Genomic DNA, 15,715 nt, shown 5'->3' on the forward strand with positions numbered 1-15,715 from the left:
TATCCTGAGATGTCCTCAGGGTTTTTCCCGGAAGTCCGGAAGTTAGGGTCGAGCGGGTGCGGATGGCAGAGCTGAGCGCCGAGTCCGGGATCCCGGTGGCGACGATCAAGTACTACCTGCGGGAGGGGCTGCTCCCGGCCGGGGAACGGACCAGTCCCAACCAGGCGCGCTACGGCGAGGAGCACGTGCGGCGGCTGAAGCTGATCCGGGCGCTGGTCGAGGTCGGCGGGCTGTCCGTGGCGACCGTGCGGGAGGTGGTGGCGGCGGTCGATTCGGATCGGGCCGCTTACAACGTGCTCGGGGTGATGCAGGGGGCGCTGACCCGGTCCGCGGTGGATGTTTCGGATGCCGACCGGGAATGGGCCATGGGATTGCTGGGGCCGATCGCTCGGGCGCACGGGTGGAAGTTCGGGCCGGACAATCCGGCGGTGGAATTTCTGGTGGGGACTGTGTGCACTATTCGGTCGCTGGGGCATCAGGCATTGCTGGATCAGATCGGGCGGTATGCGGAGGTCGCCGATCGGATCGCGGTGGCTGATTTGGATACCATTGACGCTATTGGGTCGATGGATCGGATTGTTGAGGCGGCGGTGGTGGGGACCGTTTTGGGGGATCGGTTGTTTGAGGGGTTGCGGAGGTTGGCTCAGGCGGCTGAGACCGCGCGGCGGTACTCGGAGGGGTGAATTCGGCTCGTCGCCTGGCGGCGATTACGAAGCTGCCGGGAAAGACAGGGTTGGGGCGATTTGGTCGAAGGTGGCGGAGGCTGTGTCTTCTTGTTCCGCGGGGACGGTCAGGGACAGCAGCCACAGGGTGTTGTCGGATTGCTTGATCAGCGCGAAGGTTGCTCGGGTGATCGCGGCGGAGTTGCTTTGCGCTCGTTCTACCGCGCGGAACATGACTTCGGTGCCGTTGGGCGTTTTCGTGGGTTCCCGGGTGAAGTTGAAAGAATCCTGCGAGCCCGAGGAGCGCAGTGCGGTCATCGCGTCGCCGAGGGAATATTTTTCGTAGAAGTTCGGGATTCGTTCCAGGCGCAGGGATTGGCGGCCGTCCGGGGAGATGTACTGGACCACCGTTGAGGTGCCGAATACCGACTTTCGGGACGCGATGAAGCGTTGCCATCCCTCGGGGACTGAGAGGGTGTATTCGCTGTCGCGGGAGACGTTTGCTGTTGCGCTTGCGTTGGCGTGCTGAGGGATCAGCTTCAGCGGCTGCGAGGAGCCCGCGACCGTGCCCAGGGTGGCCAGTGTTCCGGTCTCCGGGCTTTGCGGCGGCAGCAGGTTCTGCCCGCTCACCACGCGGGCCAGTGCGAAACCGCCGCCGCAGGCCAGGGCGAACAGGACCATTGAGGCGACCGCCAGCATTGCCGTGGCCTTGCCGCTGCGGCGTGGGGGTGGCGGCGGTAGCGGGGCGGGCAGCGGCGGGGGAGCTGGCAGCGGGGGTGCGGGAGTGAAGGCGGGGGCGGAGCCGGTGTTTCCCGAGCGCATGAACGGGAGAGGGCCTGGATCCGCTGCCAGCGCGGCGGGCTGCTCGGGGGTCTCCGGCTTCGGGGCGACCGTCTTGATGACCTGGGTGTCGGTGGCGTCCAGGTGGGCGGCGGTTTTCTTGCCGTCCGGCGTGCGGAACAGTTCGGGGCCGAACAGGTCCACGGTGGCCTTGGTTTGCTTCGGGTACAGCCGGTGGCGCACCTCGCGCAGGGAGATCCGCTTCTCCGGCTCCTTCTTCATCAGCGCGGCGATGACGTCGGCAAGCGGGCCCGGCTTCGGGCGCGGGACCTTGCCGTTCACGACCTTGCCCACGGTTTCCAGCGGGTCGCCGTCCGCGTCGTACGGGGGTGCTCCCTCGACGGCGGCGAACAGCGTCGCGCCGAGGCCCCACAGGTCGGCGTTCGGGGTGACTGCGCCGCCGGACGCGACTTCCGGCGAGATGTAGGCGGGTGAACCGAGCATGATGCCGGTCCTGGTCATGGTGGCTTCGGAGACGTTGCGGGCGATGCCGAAGTCGGTGAGCTTGATCCGGCCGTCGCTGGCGACCAGCACGTTGCCCGGTTTGACGTCGCGGTGCGTGATGCCTGCTTCGTGGGCCGCTTCGAGGGCGGCGGCTACCGCGATGCCGACTGCGGCGGCCTGTTCCACCGTCAGCGGACCGTGGTCGCGAAGCAGGTGCGCGAGGCTGCGCGACGGCAGCAACTCCATCACGACGAACGGGGCGTCGCCCTCGCGCGCGACGTCGTGCAGCGTGATGACGTTCGGATGCGACAGGACCGCGATCGCGCGTGCCTCGCGGAGCGTGCGCTCGCGCAGTTCGTCCGCTTGTTCGGCCGGGATGCCCGGCGGCACTTTCATTTCCTTGACCGCGACCGGGCGGTGCAGGAACTCGTCGTAGGCCGACCAGACCGTGCCCATCGACCCCGACCCCAGAACCGACCGCAGCCGGTAGCGCCCGGCGACTACCCGCGGCTGGTCGCCGCCGGTCGACGGCTCGGCTTTCGCGGAGCCGGTGCTGTCGGTGTTGCCGGGCTGGTCCAGGTCGCTGTTCTCCGAGGGCACCCCATGATTGTGGCCCAAGCCGCCGACACTCTTCGACTCAGCACCGCTACCCCTGAGTTCACCCGTACGGGGGGCGAGCAGAGTCACAGGTGCGGCTGGTGGCCTGCCTCTACCATCACTGGGTATGACGAACGTGGCTGGTCCGGAGTCGGCGCCGACTTCCGAGCCCGGGCTCGCGCTCGCGGCGGAGTTCCCGACCGCGGACCGCGCCCAGTGGCAGGAGCTGGTGGCGGGAGTGCTGCGCAAGAGCGGCAGGCTTCCCGAGGATTTCGCGGGTGCGCCGGAGAGCAAGCTCGTCTCCCGCACCTACGACGGCATCGAAATCCAGCCGCTATACACGTCTGACGATGCGGGCGGAGACCTCGGTTTCCCCGGGTTGCCGCCGTTCGTGCGCGGGGCCCGGCCGGAGGGTGTGGTCGACACCGGGTGGGACATCCGGGTCCGTCACCAGCGGGAAGACGTCCGCGCGGCCAACGCGGCGATCCTCGCCGACCTCGAAGGCGGCGCGTCCTCGGTCTGGCTGCGGCTCGGCGAGGGTTCGCTCCCGATTTCCGCGCTCGCGGACGCGCTGAACGAGGTGTACGTCGGCCTCGCGCCGGTGGTCCTCGACGCCGGTGCGGAGTACGAAACCGCTGCTCAGGCACTTCTCGACCTCTTCGCCGAGCGCGAGGTCCCGGCCAGCGAAGCCGTCGGCACGCTCGGTGCGGACCCGCTCGGCACCACGGCGCGCACCGGGCAGGCGCTGCCGCTCGGCCCGGCCGCCGAATTGGCCGCGAAGGTTGCCCGCAAGTACCCCAAGGTCCGCACGATCGTCGCCGACGGACTGCCCTTTCACGAGGCAGGCGGCTCCGACGCGCAGGAACTCGGCGCGACGATCGCGGCCGGCGTCGCTTATCTGCGCGCGCTCACCGAGGCGGGCCTGGACGTCGCCGCGGCGGCGGCGCAGATCGAGTTCCGGCTCGCCGCGACCGCGGACCAGTTCCTCACGATCGCCAAGTTCCGCGCCGCGCGCCGGCTGTGGGACCGGGTCCTCGAAGTTTCCGGTGCGGCCGCGGAAGCACGCGGGATGCATCAGCACGCGGTCACGTCGCCGTCGATGTTCACCCAGCGCGACCCGTGGGTGAACATGCTGCGCACCACCGTCGCCTGTTTCGCGGCCGGTGTCGGCGGCGCGGACGCGGTCACCGTGCTGCCGTTCGACGCGGCGATCGGCCTGCCGGACGCGTTTTCCTCGCGGATCGCCCGCAACACCAACGCGATCCTCATCGAAGAGTCGAAGCTGGGCAGCGTGATCGACCCGGCGGGCGGCTCCTGGTACGTCGAGAAGCTCACCGACGAACTCGCCGAAGCCGCGTGGCGCGAGTTCACCGCGATCGAAGCGGCGGGCGGCATCGAAGCCGAACTGGCCTCCGGCGCTTTGGCCGGACGGCTGGCCGAGACCTGGGAGAAACGCGCGAGCCGCCTCGCCACCCGGCGCGACCCGCTCACCGGCGTCAGCGAGTTCCCGAACCTGGAAGAAAAGCCGGTCACCCGCGACCCGGTTCCGTCCACTATGGACGGAGGGCTGCCGCGGCACCGGTACGCCGAGGAGTACGAGAAGCTGCGCGACGCGTCCGACGCCTGCCTCGCTGAACACGGCGAGCGACCGAAGGTTTTCCTGGCGACGCTGGGTCCGGTCGCCGCGCACACCGCCCGCGCGTCCTTCGCGACGAACCTGCTGCAGGCGGGCGGCATCGAGGCAGTGAACCCCGGCGCGACCGACGACCTGCCCGGCGCGTTCCGCGAGAGCGGCGCGAAGATCGCTTGCGTCTGCGGCACCGACGCGGCGTACGAGGAACAGGCCGCGTCCGTCGCGGCGTCCCTCGGCGCGGACAGCGTGCTGCTGGCGGGCAAGGGAACCTACGACGGAATCAGCGGCAACCTCTATGCCGGGTGCGACGCGCTCGAAATCCTGACCAGCCTCCACGCACAGCTGGGAGTCTCCGCATGAGCATCCCGAATTTCGCCGGCATCCCGCTCGGCACGCCGGAACCGGGCGACCGCGCCGCGTGGGCACAGGCCGTGCAGGACGCCACCGGCAAGGGCCCGGACGCGCTCGCCTGGGAAACGCCAGAGGGCATCGGCGTGAAGCCGGTCTACACCGCCGCCGATCTGTCCGATGTGGACTTCCTCGGCACGTACCCGGGCATCGCTCCGTACCTGCGCGGGCCGTACCCGACGATGTACGTCAACCAGCCGTGGACGATCCGCCAGTACGCCGGGTTCTCCACCGCACAGGAGTCCAACGCCTTCTACCGCCGCAACCTCGCGGCCGGGCAGAAGGGCCTGTCGGTCGCGTTCGACCTCGCGACCCACCGCGGCTACGACTCCGACCACCCGCGCGTGTCCGGCGACGTCGGCATGGCGGGCGTGGCGATCGACTCGATCTACGACATGCGCCAGCTGTTCGACGGCATCCCGCTGGACAAGATGTCCGTCTCGATGACGATGAACGGCGCGGTGCTGCCGGTGCTCGCGCTGTATGTGGTCGCGGCCGAGGAGCAGGGGGTGAAGCCGGAGCAGCTCGCGGGGACCATCCAGAACGACATCCTCAAGGAGTTCATGGTCCGCAACACCTACATCTACCCGCCGCAGCCCTCGATGCGGATCATCTCCGACATCTTCGGCTACACCTCGCAGCACATGCCGAAGTACAACTCGATCTCCATCTCCGGGTACCACATGCAGGAGGCCGGAGCGACCGCTGATCTGGAGCTGGCGTACACGCTCGCGGACGGCGTCGAGTACATCCGCGCGGGCGTCGAAGCCGGGCTGGACGTCGACAAGTTCGCGCCGCGGCTGTCGTTCTTCTGGGCCATCGGCATGAACTTCTTCATGGAGGTCGCGAAGCTGCGCGCCGCACGCCTTCTGTGGGCGAAGCTGGTGAAGCAGTTCGATCCGAAGTCGCAGAAGTCGCTGTCGCTGCGTACGCACTCTCAGACGTCAGGCTGGTCGCTCACCGCGCAGGACGTCTTCAACAACGTCACGCGTACGTGCGTCGAAGCGATGGCTGCCACCCAGGGGCACACGCAGTCGTTGCACACCAACGCTCTCGACGAAGCGCTCGCGCTGCCCACCGACTTCTCCGCGAGGATCGCGCGCAACACACAGCTGTTGCTGCAGCAGGAATCCGGCACCACACGCGTCATCGACCCGTGGGGCGGCAGCGCGTTCGTCGAGAAGCTCACCTACGACCTCGCGCGCAAGGCGTGGGGCCACATCACCGAGGTCGAGGGCGCAGGCGGCATGGCGCGCGCGATCGACGAAGGCATCCCGAAGCTGCGCATCGAAGAGGCGGCCGCGCGTACGCAGGCGCGCATCGACTCGGGACGACAGCCGGTCATCGGCGTGAACAAGTACCAGGTCACTGACGACGAGCAGATCGATGTGCTGAAGGTCGACAACGCGGGCGTACGCGCACAGCAGCTCGAGAAGCTGCGTCGGCTGCGCGAAGAACGCGACCCGCAGGCCACCGAGGACGCGCTGCGCCGTCTCACCGAAGGTGCGCAGAACAACGGCAACCTGCTTGAGTTGGCCATCAACGCCGCGCGCGCGAAGGCGACCGTCGGCGAGATCTCCGACGCCTTGGAGAAGAACTGGGGCCGCCACTCCGGCCAGATCCGCACGATCTCCGGCGTGTACCGGGAAGAGGTGGGGAAGTCGGACAACGTCGAGAAGGCCCGCGAGCTGGTCGACAAATTCGCTGAAGAGGAAGGCCGCCGCCCGCGCATCCTCGTCGCGAAAATGGGCCAGGACGGCCACGACCGCGGCCAGAAGGTGATCGCCACCGGCTTCGCCGACCTCGGCTTCGACGTCGACGTCGGCCCGCTGTTCTCCACCCCGGCCGAGGTCGCCCGCCAGGCGTCCGAGGCCGACGTGCACGTGATCGGCGTGTCCTCGCTGGCCGCCGGGCACCTCTCGCTGGTGCCCGCGCTGCGCCACGAGCTGGCCGAACTGGGCCGCGAGGACATCATGGTCGTGGTCGGCGGCGTGATCCCGCCGCAGGACTACCCCGAGCTGCGCGAAGCGGGAGCGGCGGCGATCTTCGGCCCGGGCACGGTGCTCGCGGACGCGGCGATCGACCTGCTCCAGCAGCTGGCCGCGCAGGAGTCCTGAACCTTGCCGCGGCGGATCGACGTCGGCGAATACGCCAAGGGCGTGCTCGCGGGCGACCGGGGGACCCTGTCCAAGGCCATCACGCTGGTCGAATCGCACCGGGAGGACCACCGGCGGCAAGCGCAGGAGCTGCTCGTCGAGCTGCTCCCGCACGCGGGCGGCGCGAAACGCGTCGGCATCACCGGCGTACCCGGAGTCGGCAAGTCGACATTTATCGACCAGCTCGGCACTGACCTCACCACCGCCGGGCACCGGGTCGCGGTGCTGGCCGTCGACCCGTCCTCGACCCGCACCGGCGGCTCGATCCTCGGCGACAAGACCCGGATGGCGCGGCTGGCGGTCGATCCGAAGGCGTTCATCCGGCCGTCGCCGACGTCCGGCACGCTCGGCGGCGTCGCCCGCGCCACCCGCGAGACGATCGTGCTGATGGAGGCGGCCGGCTTCGACGTCGTGCTCGTGGAGACGGTCGGGGTCGGGCAGTCCGAGGTGACCGTGGCGAACATGGTCGACTGCTTTCTCTTCCTGACGCTGGCGCGCACCGGCGACCAGTTGCAGGGCATCAAGAAGGGCGTACTGGAACTCGCCGACGTCATCGCCGTGAACAAGGCAGACGGCCCGCACGAACGCGACGCCAAGCGCGCCGCGCGCGAACTGCAGGGCGCGCTGCGGATGATCTACGGCAAGGACGCGTTGTGGACGCCGCCGGCGCTCACGTGCAGCGGGCTCGAAGGCAGCGGCCTCGACGAAGTGTGGGCGGCGATCGGCAAGCACCGCGAGGTGCTCACCGAATCGGGTGATCTTGGCGAGCGGCGCAAACGCCAGCAGGTCGACTGGACGTGGTCGATGGTCCGCGAACAGCTGCTCGACCGGCTCACCGCGCATCCGGCCGTCCGCGCGCAGGTAGCCGACGTGGAACGAGCGGTGCGCGACGGAGAACTCACCGCCACGCTGGCCGCGCAGCGGATCTTGGCGGCGTTCGCCGAACCCTCTTCTTGAACGTTGTCCAAGAAGAAAAAGCGCTGTCCGCACAAGTGTCTTTTGACCGTCTCAGGGGCTTATTGCGCTCGACGGTCGTCAGCACGGGGCGAGCGGACGCGCCTCCACCGCGTGGCGGCTGACGCGCCCGCGCTTCGACGGGCACAATGCACGGTGACGGCGTAGAAGGGAAGTCATGGCGAAGGTGCGGGGACTGCTGCTGGCCGGTCTGCTCGGCGTGCTGCTCACCGGAGTGCTGCCGGTCGCGGCGTCCGCGGCGACCCCGGCTCCGGCCTCGGTCTCCGTGGCGGCCGAGACGGCGATCACGCAGGTGAACGCGCTCCGCCAAGCCCCGCCGGGACCGGTGCTGGACCCGTCCCAGACCGACAAGGCCAACGCCGACAAGACGAAGAAGAACCTCATCGCGGGCGGGGCCGCGGTGGTGCTGCTCGCCATCGTGTTCTTCGGCCGCCGCCACCGCATCAAGCGCCGCAAGGCCCAAGGCGGCTGAGCTTTCCGGCGTTCACCCACGCCGAACTTCGTCAGCCGTTCGCCGCAGATCCGCTACCGGCCGTCTTGGTCGAACGGCAGCGCGCCGCCGCTTGCCACCTGCATGGTGCACGATCGACTGCAATGCGTAAGACAGATCGATCGGCACGTTGCGTGTTCCCCTGCGCTCGTGTTGCGGGAGGAGGTGCGGCGTGACGGTGCTGGACTCACGGCCGGACGTTCCAGGTGACCACAACCCGATCGCGGCGCCCGGCGCGCTGCTGACCGAAGCCGGCGTCAGCATGGCTCCGGTGGAAGACCTTGGCGCGGGCCGCGGCCCGTTCTGGCTGGACGACTGGCTGCGCGCGAACGCGACCGACGTGCTCGCGTGGCGGCGGCACATCCACGCCCACCCCGAGCTGTCGCGCAACGAGTTCGCGACGACCGAGCTGATCGTCTCGCTGCTGCGCCGGGTCGGGCTCAAGCCGTGGGTGCTGCCCGGCGGCACCGGCGTGGTGTGCGACATCGGCAAGGGCGAGCGTTGCGTCGCGCTGCGCGCGGACATCGACGCGCTGCCGCTGACCGAGGACACCGGCCTGCCGTACTCCTCCACCACCGAGGGCGCGGCGCACATGTGCGGCCACGACGCGCACACCGCGATCCTGCTCGGTGCCGGCCGCGCCCTCGCCGGAGCGCCTGAACTGCCCGGCCGCGTGCGGCTGATCTTCCAGCCCGCGGAGGAGGTCATGCCCGGCGGCGCGCTGGACATGATCGCCGCGGGAGCGCTGGAGGGCGTCGAGCGGATCTACGGCCTGCACTGCGACCCTCGGCTCGAAGCGGGCAAGGTCGGCACCCGGGTCGGCGCGCTGACGTCCGCCGCCGACCTGATCGAACTGCGCCTGACCTCGCCCGGCGGACACACGTCGCGGCCGCATCTCACCGCTGATCTGGTCTACGCGCTGGGCACGGTCATCACGTCGCTGCCGTCGGTGCTGTCCCGGCGCGTCGACCCGCGCTCCGGCACGGTGCTGGTGTGGGGCGCGGTGCACGCCGGACAGGCCGCGAACGCGGTCCCGCAGGACGGCGTCCTGCGCGGCACGCTGCGGACGGCCGACCACGAGGTGTGGAAGTCGCTGGAGCCGCTCGTCGCGTCTTCGGTGGAATCCCTGCTGGCCCCGACCGGGGTCGGCTTCTCGCTCGACTACCGGCGCGGCGTGCCGCCCGTCGTGTCCGACGCTGAGTCGACCGCGCTGATGCGCGCCGGGGTCGAGGCGGCGGTCGGCGAAACAGGGCTCGCCGGGACGGAACAGTCGTCCGGAGGCGAGGACTTCGGCTGGTACCTGGAGCACGTCGGCGGTGCCTTCGCCCGGCTCGGCGTGTGGTCCGGTCCGCCCGCTCCGCAGGCCGACATCCACCGCCCGACGTTCGTTCTCGACGAGCGCGCGCTGCTCGTCGGAGTGCGCACTTTGGTGCACACCGCACTGGCCTCACTGGCCTGAGTTATCCACAGGCGCCGCGCCGATGTGGATAACTCAGGCGGGTGAGAGGTACCCCTCGTGCGGGGGTGTCAGCGGGGGATTACCCGGCGTGGTCTAGACCGTAGGGTACCCTGCCGCGACCCGTTTACAGAGAGTCATTTCGGACTTTTGTGCTGCCCGAGTGCGGCGGTGGGCCGGTGGCTGTCGGTGACGGATTTCGTGTTGTGCGGCAACGGCTTTGGCGGAATCCGAGGCTGACCGCAGCGATCCGCTGACCTGATTTCTGCCGTCATTTTTGGTGACGCGCTGCTATTTTTCCTGCGCTCTGAGGTGTTGGATGCCCGTGTGGGTGAGCCTCTGCCGTGTGGTATTGGGCAGCTGTCCGACAAGCTTGTGGAGCACCTCGTCGCACGGAGTTATCCACAGGGCGGTGCCGTTGGGGACAACTTCCGGCCCTCTGCTACGGCGGGTGTGGATGACTCCGGAAACGAGCGTTCCGGGCCGCCCGCCGCGAGGTCGAGGCCGCCGGGGTGGTTCGCCTCTCGAACGGCTGAACGTCCGTGAGGGGGCACCCTCGCGGACTCAGGGTTCCCGTCACGTACTTCACCGGGACCATGCAGCCCGCCGCGGCTACTGAGAAACCTGCATGGGGACGCTGGCCTCTTCGCCGAGCCACCGCGGTCCCGCCAGCTCCTGCGGTCTGGGCAACCACGCCTCAACCGCGCCCGCAGCCTCGCCTTAAGTTCCTGGCATGGAGACGCAGAGTCCGTGAGAGTTCCCCTCGCGGACCGTCAAGGAGAAAGCGTCAGCCGCTGATCCCGGTGCACGGCCGGGTGCGCAGATCGTCGACGTAATCCGCCGGGGCCCCGGCCGCCTCCGCGGCATCCGCCAGCACCCCGAGATAGCGCGCCGAGGGCAGTCCGCCCTCGTAGGCGTCCAGCACGTACAGCCAGGCCAGCACCGAGCCGTCCATCGTCTGGACCCGCAGCCGGATCTTCGTGTGCATTCCCAGCTCGCCGCCTTCCCAGCGGTCGAGCCGGTCCTCGTCGAGCCCGGTCACGTCGTACAGCACGACGAACACCCGCGACGACGGGTCCTCGACGATGGTGGCCAGCGCGCCTTCCCACCCGATGTCCTCGCCGCCGAAGGTCAGCCGCCAGCCTTCCAGCCAGCCGGTGCCCGCCATGGGCGAGTGCGGGGCGCGCTCCAGCATCTGGGCGGGCTCCATGTTGGATCCGTAAGCGGCATACAACGGCACGCGGCACAGCCTAGCGACCTCTGTTCGCCGCGACCGGATGCACATGCCGTGTCCGGGCACTTCGCTTGCCGGTCAGGTTCGCCGCGTAGGGTCAGGGCCACCGCCAAGCACGTGTGACATAGGAGGACCCAGGTGACCAGGATCGTGATCATGGGTGGCGGCCCGGCGGGCTACGAAGCCGCCTTGGTCGCGGCGCAGCACGGCGCCGACGTGACGATCGTCGAGCGGGACGGCCTGGGCGGCGCCTGTGTCCTCTACGACTGCGTGCCCTCGAAGACGTTCATCGCGTCGTCCGGCGCGCTCGCGAAGATGCACGACCTCGGCGAACTCGGCATCAACACCGACCTCGCGGACACCACCGTCGACCTGCCGACCGTGCACGGCCGGGTGAAGGGCCTGGCGCTCGCGCAGTCGGCCGACATCCGCGCCCGCGTGCAGCGTGAAGGCGTTCGCGTGATCACCGCCCAGGCCCGCTTCGCCGACGACGAGCCCGGTCTCGCCACCCACACGGTTGAAGTCACGCACGCCGACGGCACGGTCGAATCGCTGTCCGCGGACGTCGTGCTGATCGCTACCGGGGCCACCCCGCGCGTGCTGCCCGGCGCGGTGCCGGACGGCGAGCGGATCCTGGACTGGCGGCAGCTGTACGACCTCACTGAGCTGCCCGAACACCTCGCGGTGATCGGCTCCGGCGTCACCGGCGCCGAGTTCGCGTCCGCGTACACCGAGATGGGCGTGAAGGTCACCGTCGTGTCCAGCCGCGACCGCGTGCTGCCGCACGAGGACGCCGACGCCGCCGCGGTGCTCGAAGAAGTCTTCACCCAGCGCGGCACCACGGTGGCCAAACAGGCCCGCGCGGAACGCGTCGAGCGCACCGAGAAGGGCGTCGAAGTTCACCTGGCCGACGGTCGCGTGATCGAGGCAAGCCACGCGCTGATGACCGTCGGATCCATCCCGAACACCGCCGACATCGGCCTCGATCGCGTCGGCATCGAGCCCGGCCCCGGCGGCTTCATCGCGGTGGACCGGGTGTCGCGCACGAGCGTCCCCGGCGTGTACGCGGCGGGCGACTGCACCGGCGTGCTGATGCTCGCGTCCGTGGCGAGCATGCAGGGCCGTATCGCGATGTGGCACGCGCTGGGCGAGGGTGTCGCGCCGATCAAGCTCAAGACCGTCGCGGCGAACGTGTTCACCCACCCGGAAATCGCGACCGTCGGCATCAGCCAGCAGGCGATCGACTCCGGCGAGGTGCCCGCGCGCACGATCATGCTGCCGCTGGCGACCAACGCGCGCGCGAAGATGGAAGGCCTGCGCCGCGGTTTCGTGAAGCTGTTCTGCCGTCCCGCCACCGGCGTGGTGGTCGGCGGTGTCGTGGTCGCGCCGTCGGCGAGCGAGCTGATCCTGCCGATCGCGCTGGCGGTGCAGAACCAGCTGACGGTGGACCACCTCGCGCTGACGTTCTCGGTGTACCCGTCGCTGTCCGGATCGATCACCGAAGCGGGCCGCCAGCTCATGCGGCACGACGATCTGGACTGATTTTCCGCGTCCGGGCAACCCCGTGCCGCACACCGCGTCTTGCGGGGTGAAGACGGGTGGCACGGGGAAGGAACGAGGGTGCGCAAGAGCGCGATTTTCGCGGTGGCGGCGGCGATCGGATTGGCCGGGACAGCGGTCCCGGCGGTGGCGGCGGACGGTCCGGCGCCCGATCCAGTGACTGTGCAGCTGAACCAGGACACCGCGGTGCTGCACGGCCAGGTGAACGTCTACCAACGCGGCTCCGGCCCGAACCTGGCGCTCGCCTACTGCCCTGGAGCCAACGCGGGCACAGCGGCGTTCAGTTCGCCCGCGTTGAAGTTCTCTCAGTACTTCTACGGCGAGATGGTCGGGGTGAAGGCCACGATGAGCGCGCACGCGAACCTGGTGCCTGGCACCAAACCCGGTAGTTACCCGCTCACCGTCACGTGCGCCGGGAAGCAGTACAACGCGACATTCACCGTGCCCGCCGCGCAGGTGTCCCGGGTGCCCCAGGGCGCCGCGAAAGCGGGCGACGGGAGCCTCGCCGGGTAATCATCCAGGCTCGCCAAAAACCGCCGGAAATTGTTTCCGGCGGTTTTTTCGTTCCCGGGGCAACCCCGCGGCGGGCGGAGACGTCTTGTTGTTGTCGGAGCGAAAACGCCCGGGCCGCAGGGGGAACTGTCGGCCGGGCGCGGATTCGCCGCCGTTGTATGCGGCGGGAATCGCATTTTTCATCAAGGGGAGTGTCATGAAGCGTACCGTTGTTTTCTCCGCCCTCGTCGCCGCCGGAATGCTTTCGGCCGCACCGGCTTTCGCCGCTGAAACGTCCGCCACGCCGCCTCCGTCGAGCACCGTCACCGCTCCGCCGTCCTCCTCGCCGGAGGAACCGCCTGGCGACAGCGGCGGCGTGCCCAAGGCATTCATCCGGGTGCTGCCGTCCTCCGGCCACGCCGGGGACCGCGTCACCGTGCGCGTCGGCTGCGAGGCCTCGGAGATCCAGAACCTGAACTCGGCGGCGCTGCAGTTCGGCAAGCTGCACCCGGTCGGTCCGCAGAACGACCCGTCGAAGGCGCCGATCTCGCAGGGCGCCGCGACTGTTCGCAGCGGCGTGAAGCCCGGCACGTACCAGGTTTCGTTCTCCTGCGGCAGTGCCGACCTCACCACGAAGTTCACCGTGCTGGGCGCGAAGCCCGCCCCGAAGCCGACGCCCACCCCCGCGCCCAAGCAGGTCAGCAAGGTCCCGTCCGGCGCGCCGCAGACCGGCGGCACGGACGGTCCGGTCGCGGACGACCAGTCGAACCTCGGACTCCCGATCGCGGCCGGCGCGATGGGCGTGCTCGCCCTCGGCGGCACCGGGCTCGTGGTGGCGCGTCGGCGCCAGCGTGGCTGACTAGTCTCCTGGGCCTGGCCGCTTTCGCGCGGCCAGGCCTGGGCGGATCGGGGGAAAGATGATCAGGACGACACTCGCCGCGGCGTCCGTCGCGCTCGTCGCGCTGCTGGCCGGATGCTCGGCCGGTTCGACGACCGCGGCACCCGCTTCCAGCGTTCCGCCGGTTTCGTCGGTTTCGTCGGCAGCCCTGCCGAAATCGGAGCCGGTCTCGCTGGACATCCCGAGCATCGACGCGCATTCCAGCCTGGTGCCGCTCGGCCTCAACCCCGACAATTCGGTCCAGGTCCCGCCGGTCAGCACCCCATTGCAGGCCGGGTGGTACGAAAACGGCCCGACGCCCGGCGAAGTCGGCCCCGCGGTCGTGCTCGGACACGTCGACGGAAACAAGCACAAAGGGATCTTCTACCGGCTCAAGGAAATGAAGCCGGGAGACGACGTCGACATCGCCCGCCGCGACGGCACCACCGCGCACTTCGAGGTGACCAAAGTGGACCAGGTGCCCAAGGACGTCTTCCCGACCGAGGAGGTCTACGGGGACACTTCGGATCCGGAGTTGCGGTTGATCACCTGCGGCGGCGCCTTCGACCGGACCGAGCACAGCTATGTGGACAACATCATCGTGTACGCCCATCTGGTGAAGGGCGGGCGCTGACCCCGCGCATTGAACAAGACGCCCCCGATTTTGTCGGTCCCCGGTGCGACACTGTGGCGGTTGGCACAATTCTGGGAGGCACGCATGATCACCAGGACAGAACCGTGGCCCGCGGGCACACCGTGCTGGGGCGACTTGATGGTGCCTGACCGCGACAAGGCGGTCACGTTCTACGAGTCGCTGCTCGGCTGGACAGTCGAATCCGGCGGCCCGGAGACCGGCTATTACGGAATGGCGCAGATCGCCGGCAAGCCGGTCGCGGGCATCGGGCAGATCCCGCCGGAGCAAGCGGGCATGCCGCCGATGTGGACGACGTACCTGTCAGTGTCCGATGTAGACAAAACCGTAGCCGCGATCGCCGAAGCGGGCGGACAGGTCATCGCACCGCCGATGGACGTCCTGACCGAAGGCCGGATGGCCATCGCGACCGACCCGACCGGAGCGACGTTCGGCCTGTGGCAGCCGGGCAGGCACTCCGGCACGCAGGCGACGCTGACGCCCGGGGCTCCCGCGTGGAACGAATGCATGACCCGGGATTTCACCGCGGCCAAGCAGTTCTATGGCGATGTGTTCGGGTACGGCTTCGGGGACATGTCCGGGCCGGGCTTCACGTACGCGACGCTGGACGTCGACGGCAGGCCGGTTGGCGGCCTCGGCGAGTTGCCCGCGGACAGCCCGGCATCGCCGGGGTGGGTGACGTACTTCTGGACCGCCGACGCGGACGAGTCAGCAGCGCGAATCCCGGACTTGGGTGGCACGGTGGTGAGCCCGCCGGCGGACACGCCGCACGGCCGGATGGTGATCGCGGTGGACGACCAGGGGGCTGGCTTTTCGCTGATGGCCCCCAACGCCCAGTCCGGAACTCAGGACGGGTGGGGGTGAGGTTGATTCGGACCTCGCGAAACCGGCTCGGGCGAGCTGGCTGAAAGACGAGGCGGTGGGCGAGCACGCCATCGGTGTTGAGCGGGGCCGCGCGGCGGCCACGCGGTGTTGAGCGGGGCCGCGCGGCGGCCACGCGGTGTTGAGCGGGGCCGCGCGGCGGCCACGCGGTGTTGAGCGGGGCCGTGCGGTGGCCACGCGGTGTTGAGCGGGGCCGTGCGGTGGCCACGCGGTGTTGAGCGGGGCCGTGCGGTGGCCACGCGGTGTTGAGCGGGGCCGTGCGGTGGCCACGCGGTGTTGAGCGGGGCCGTGCGGTGGCCACGCGGTGTTGAGCGGGGCCGTGCGGTGGCCACGCGGTGCTGGGTGGGGGCGCGGGCG

The 15,715-nt window shown here is 69.6% G+C and carries 13 protein-coding genes; 11 read left to right on the plus strand and 2 right to left on the minus strand.

The features are described 5' to 3' along the window. The first annotated feature begins 95 nt into the window (after positions 1–95). Positions 96–683, plus strand: a complete 588-nt coding sequence (locus L3Q65_RS40815; RefSeq protein ID WP_312872216.1) for a MerR family transcriptional regulator — start codon at positions 96–98, stop codon at positions 681–683. Between the two features lie 24 nt (positions 684–707). Here L3Q65_RS40815 and L3Q65_RS40820 read toward each other — a convergent pair whose 3' ends face one another. Next, a complete protein-coding gene (locus L3Q65_RS40820; RefSeq protein WP_237600999.1) occupies positions 708–2,402 on the minus strand; it encodes a serine/threonine-protein kinase in 1,695 nt (564 codons plus the stop codon). 268 nt (positions 2,403–2,670) lie between these two features. Between L3Q65_RS40820 and L3Q65_RS40825 the strand changes: the two genes are divergently transcribed. The 5 genes from L3Q65_RS40825 to L3Q65_RS40845 all read left to right on the plus strand — a co-directional run bounded on the left by L3Q65_RS40825 (position 2,671) and on the right by L3Q65_RS40845 (position 9,664). After that, positions 2,671–4,536 carry a methylmalonyl-CoA mutase family protein gene (locus tag L3Q65_RS40825; protein ID WP_182894493.1) on the plus strand — a complete coding sequence of 622 codons (1,866 nt, stop codon included), beginning with the start codon at positions 2,671–2,673 and terminating at the stop codon, positions 4,534–4,536. Further along, positions 4,533–6,701, plus strand: coding sequence for a methylmalonyl-CoA mutase (scpA, locus tag L3Q65_RS40830; RefSeq protein WP_182894492.1), 2,169 nt, complete (start codon positions 4,533–4,535; stop codon positions 6,699–6,701). Before L3Q65_RS40825 ends, scpA begins: the two co-directional genes overlap by 4 nt. A gap of 3 nt (positions 6,702–6,704) precedes the next feature. Next, the gene (meaB, locus tag L3Q65_RS40835) at positions 6,705–7,697 is read left to right on the plus strand and encodes a methylmalonyl Co-A mutase-associated GTPase MeaB (protein WP_237598032.1); all 993 of its coding nucleotides are present in this window, start codon (positions 6,705–6,707) and stop codon (positions 7,695–7,697) included. Between the two features lie 175 nt (positions 7,698–7,872). Then, positions 7,873–8,187 carry a hypothetical protein gene (locus L3Q65_RS40840; RefSeq protein ID WP_182894491.1) on the plus strand — a complete coding sequence of 105 codons (315 nt, stop codon included), beginning with the start codon at positions 7,873–7,875 and terminating at the stop codon, positions 8,185–8,187. Positions 8,188–8,377: 190 nt separating this feature from the next. Continuing rightward, complete coding sequence (locus L3Q65_RS40845; protein WP_182894490.1) at positions 8,378–9,664, plus strand: amidohydrolase; 1,287 nt, start codon at positions 8,378–8,380, stop codon at positions 9,662–9,664. A gap of 784 nt (positions 9,665–10,448) precedes the next feature. On the opposite strand, the gene L3Q65_RS40850 is transcribed toward L3Q65_RS40845, so the two are convergent. Beyond that, positions 10,449–10,901, minus strand: coding sequence for a gamma-glutamylcyclotransferase (locus L3Q65_RS40850; protein WP_182894489.1), 453 nt, complete (start codon positions 10,899–10,901; stop codon positions 10,449–10,451). Between the two features lie 132 nt (positions 10,902–11,033). On the opposite strand from L3Q65_RS40850, the gene L3Q65_RS40855 reads away from it, so the two are divergent. The 5 genes from L3Q65_RS40855 to L3Q65_RS40875 all read left to right on the plus strand — a co-directional run bounded on the left by L3Q65_RS40855 (position 11,034) and on the right by L3Q65_RS40875 (position 15,340). Then, on the plus strand, positions 11,034–12,437 hold the full coding sequence (locus tag L3Q65_RS40855) for an NAD(P)H-quinone dehydrogenase (RefSeq protein WP_182894488.1): 1,404 nt from the start codon (positions 11,034–11,036) through the stop codon (positions 12,435–12,437). Positions 12,438–12,515: 78 nt separating this feature from the next. Then, positions 12,516–12,968 (plus strand): hypothetical protein, encoded by a 453-nt coding sequence (locus tag L3Q65_RS40860; protein ID WP_182894487.1) that lies wholly within the window; start codon positions 12,516–12,518, stop codon positions 12,966–12,968. Positions 12,969–13,164: 196 nt separating this feature from the next. Next, positions 13,165–13,806 (plus strand): hypothetical protein, encoded by a 642-nt coding sequence (locus L3Q65_RS40865; protein ID WP_237598033.1) that lies wholly within the window; start codon positions 13,165–13,167, stop codon positions 13,804–13,806. 58 nt (positions 13,807–13,864) lie between these two features. Beyond that, the gene (locus L3Q65_RS40870) at positions 13,865–14,458 is read left to right on the plus strand and encodes a class F sortase (RefSeq protein ID WP_182894485.1); all 594 of its coding nucleotides are present in this window, start codon (positions 13,865–13,867) and stop codon (positions 14,456–14,458) included. An 84-nt stretch (positions 14,459–14,542) separates the two neighbouring features. Next, positions 14,543–15,340: a VOC family protein gene (locus tag L3Q65_RS40875; RefSeq protein ID WP_237598034.1), complete on the plus strand. Its 798-nt coding sequence runs from the start codon at positions 14,543–14,545 to the stop codon at positions 15,338–15,340. Positions 15,341–15,715: the final 375 nt, after the last annotated feature.

Source organism: Amycolatopsis sp. FU40 (genome assembly GCF_021903635.1).
GTDB lineage: Bacteria > Actinomycetota > Actinomycetes > Mycobacteriales > Pseudonocardiaceae > Amycolatopsis > Amycolatopsis dendrobii.